Raw genomic sequence first — 2,970 nt, 5'->3', positions numbered from 1 at the left:
TACTCGTCGAGCTCGGAGAGCAGACCGTCCACGTCGTCCCGGTCGACGGTCAGGTCATCGGCGAAGTGCCGGTCGCCAGTGGCGTCGGGCACGTACTTCACAGTGACAACGATCCTCAAGCTCACGCCGGCTCTCCTACTGCATCGTCAGTTACGGCTGCCTTCTTCCAGGCAGCATAGGCGTCACAAGCGGCCGATCCCGGTTGGGGCGGCCTGCGCTCCCGACCGAAATATTACTCGTCAGTACACTCAGTTCGTTCCCGCTAAGCAAGCGCTTTGAACTGTGACCTTCGCAACGCAGCGTAACCGGAACCCGACGACCTCGCAGCGGACCTCGGCAGTGATCAATCCCGCAGCGCCGTGAACCGCCCCTGGTGGTACAGCAGCGGGCGGCCCGCCCCCTCCGGGTCTCCCAGCGCCACCTCGGCCAGCACGATCCGGTGGTCGCCGGCGGGCACCCGGGTGACGACGCGGCACACCAGCCACGCGAGCACGCCGTCGAGGACCGGGACGCCCTCCGGCCCCTCGTGCCACGCGGTCGGCGGGCCGAAACGGTCCGCGCCGCTGCGGGCGAAGGTGGCCGCGAGTTCCTGCTGGTGCTCGCCGAGTATGTGGACGCCGACATGCCGGGCGCGGGAGACGGCCGGCCAGCTGGAGGCGCCGGTGCCGATGCCGAAGGAGAGCATCGGGGGCTCGGCGGACACCGAGCTGAGGGAGGTGGCGGTGAACCCCACCGGACCGTCCGGCGCAGCCGCGGTGATCACGGCGACTCCGGCCGCGTGCCGCCGGAAGACGGAGCGCAGGAGATCGGGCGAGGCGAGCCGGGGGGCGTCGAGGCCGGGCACGGCCGTCATGGAGTTGTCCTTCTGCGGGGAGGGGCGTCGGGGTCCGTGGATGCTCAACGGGCGGGACAGCACGCGCTCGCGGTACGGCCCAGGTCGACGTGGGGCCGTCCGTGGAGAAGGAGTTCCTCAGGCATGGGGCCAGGCTGACGAGGGACGGCGGCCGCAGTCAAGTGCGTACCGGCATCTGGGAGATGCCTCACGGTCCCGCACGAAACGGTCACACCGCTTCCCCCAGCGCGGCGACGACGTCGGCCTTGCGGGGCTGTCCGGCGGCCCGCCGGACGATCCGGCCGTCGGCGTCGAGCACCAGGACCGTCGGCGTCTTGAGGATGTCGAGCTCGCGCACGAGGTCGAGACGCGCCTCGGCGTCGATCTCGATGTGGGCCACCCCCGGCACCGCCGCCGCCACGTCGCCCAGGATCCGCCGGGTGGCCCGGCAGGGCGCGCAGAACGCGCTGGAGAACTGTACGAGCGTGGCCCGTTCGCCGAGTTCCGCGCCGAGGCGGTCCGCTCCGATCCGTCTGCCGTCGTCGCGCCCGCGCACCCGCACCCTCCCGCTCCGCCGCCGCTGCAGCACTCCGAAGGCGCTCGCCGCCGCGAGCACCGCCACGCACACCACCAGTCCGGTCATCGGTCGCTCCAGCGTTCACAGGACTGCAAAGATTCCCGGTCCCCGGAATCGTCTCCCATGCGGAATGCTTGATTCATGGACATCGACGCGAGGGGCCCGCGCTTCGGGGCCGCCGTGACGACCGTGGTGCTCGCGGTCGTCGTGATCACCGGGAACGTCTGGCTGCTGGCCTGGCAGACGCTGGCGTTCGCGCTCGGCGCGAGCGGCGGGCCGGGGCGGTCGCCCTACGGCTGGGTGTTCCGCACGGCCGTCCGCCCCCGGATCGGGCCGCCCACGGAGTTCGAGGCGCCGCACCCGCCGCGGTTCGCCCAGGCGGTGGGACTCGCGTTCGCCTGCGTCGGGCTGGTCGGGTTCGCCCTGGGACCGCACTGGCTCGGTCTCGCCGCGACCGGCGCGGCTCTGGCGGCCGCGTTCCTCAATGCCGCTTTCGGGTACTGCCTCGGATGCGAGATGTACCTGCTCGCACGGCGGGTCGCGGTGCGAGCGGAGTAAACACCATCCAAAAGCCCGAGGTGGATCAAAGGGGTTGACGTGACGAGGATCTCGCCGTTCCGGGGCACCAGGGCTGGCTCCCCGGCCGTTCTTGGGGCACGATCTGCGAGATGCCGCAAACCTACGGCAGCGTAACTTTGCCGTCGGACGTCTCCTCGGCGAAGAGAAGGAAGGGTCCGCCCCACCCATGGCAGAGCTCGTCTACCGCCCCGTCGTCGGCCTCGCCCAGACGTTGTTCAAGGTCTGGGACCTCAAGATCGACTGCAAGGGGTCGGAGAACATCCCGCGCTCGGGTGGAGCCGTGCTGGTGAGCAACCACATCAGCTACCTCGACTTCATCTTCGACGGTCTGGCCGCCCTCCCGCAGAAACGCCTCGTCCGCTTCATGGCGAAGGAGTCCGTCTTCCGCCACCGGATCTCCGGCCCGCTGATGCGCGGCATGAAGCACATCCCGGTGGACCGCAACCAGGGCGAGACGGCGTACCAGCACGCGCTGGACTCGCTGCGCTCCGGCGAGATCGTGGGCGTCTTCCCCGAGGCGACCATCTCCCAGTCCTTCACGCTGAAGAGCTTCAAGTCGGGCGCGGCCCGGATGGCCCAGGAGGCGGGGGTCCCGCTGATCCCGGTGGCCCTGTGGGGCACGCAGCGACTGTGGACCAAGGGCCACCCGCGCAACTTCAAGCGCAGCCACACCCCGATCACCATCCGCGTCGGCGAGGCCGTCGAGGCCCCCCGCGACAAGTACGCGGGCGCCCTCACGCGTCAGCTGCGCGAGCGGGTCCAGGAGTTGCTGGAGGCCGCTCAGCGCGCCTACCCGGTGCGCCCCAAGGACGCGAACGACACCTGGTGGATGCCGGCCCACCTCGGCGGCACCGCGCCCACTGCGGAGCAGGTGCGCGCCGCAGAGGCGAGCTGACTCCTCCCCCTCGTGACGACGTAGGCCCTCTCCGCGGAGAGGGCCTACGCGTTTCCCGGGGAGCAGACCGCGCGCGGCGGCGAGCGC

Annotated in this window: 5 protein-coding genes and 1 pseudogene; 2 read left to right on the top strand and 4 right to left on the bottom strand. The window is 70.9% G+C overall.

Features of this window, described 5'->3' with window-relative positions:
- From ABT300_RS42735 to ABT300_RS42720, 4 genes and pseudogenes are all read right to left on the bottom strand, one after another.
- A pseudogene (locus ABT300_RS42735) lies at nucleotides 1–125 on the bottom strand (electron transfer flavoprotein subunit beta); the annotation flags it as partial.
- Between the two features lie 218 nt (nucleotides 126–343).
- On the bottom strand, nucleotides 344–853 hold the full coding sequence (locus tag ABT300_RS42730) for a flavin reductase family protein (protein WP_351688190.1): 510 nt from the start codon (nucleotides 851–853) through the stop codon (nucleotides 344–346).
- Nucleotides 854–897: 44 nt separating this feature from the next.
- Nucleotides 898–978 (bottom strand): putative leader peptide, encoded by an 81-nt coding sequence (locus ABT300_RS42725; protein ID WP_351688193.1) that lies wholly within the window; start codon nucleotides 976–978, stop codon nucleotides 898–900.
- An 83-nt stretch (nucleotides 979–1,061) separates the two neighbouring features.
- A complete protein-coding gene (locus ABT300_RS42720) occupies nucleotides 1,062–1,475 on the bottom strand; it encodes a TlpA family protein disulfide reductase (protein WP_351688187.1) in 414 nt (137 codons plus the stop codon).
- 75 nt (nucleotides 1,476–1,550) lie between these two features.
- Between ABT300_RS42720 and ABT300_RS42715 the strand changes: the two genes are divergently transcribed.
- Together ABT300_RS42715 and ABT300_RS42710 are read left to right on the top strand one after the other, a co-directional pair.
- Nucleotides 1,551–1,967 (top strand): DUF4395 domain-containing protein, encoded by a 417-nt coding sequence (locus ABT300_RS42715; protein WP_351688184.1) that lies wholly within the window; start codon nucleotides 1,551–1,553, stop codon nucleotides 1,965–1,967.
- A gap of 187 nt (nucleotides 1,968–2,154) precedes the next feature.
- Nucleotides 2,155–2,883 (top strand): lysophospholipid acyltransferase family protein, encoded by a 729-nt coding sequence (locus tag ABT300_RS42710; RefSeq protein ID WP_351688181.1) that lies wholly within the window; start codon nucleotides 2,155–2,157, stop codon nucleotides 2,881–2,883.
- Nucleotides 2,884–2,970: the final 87 nt, after the last annotated feature.

Origin of the sequence: Streptomyces sp. NPDC001027, assembly GCF_040299045.1 — a bacterium.
GTDB lineage: Bacteria > Actinomycetota > Actinomycetes > Streptomycetales > Streptomycetaceae > Streptomyces.
The sequence above is the reverse complement of the archived record's forward strand: the minus strand, read 5'-3'. Positions and strand labels throughout refer to the sequence as shown.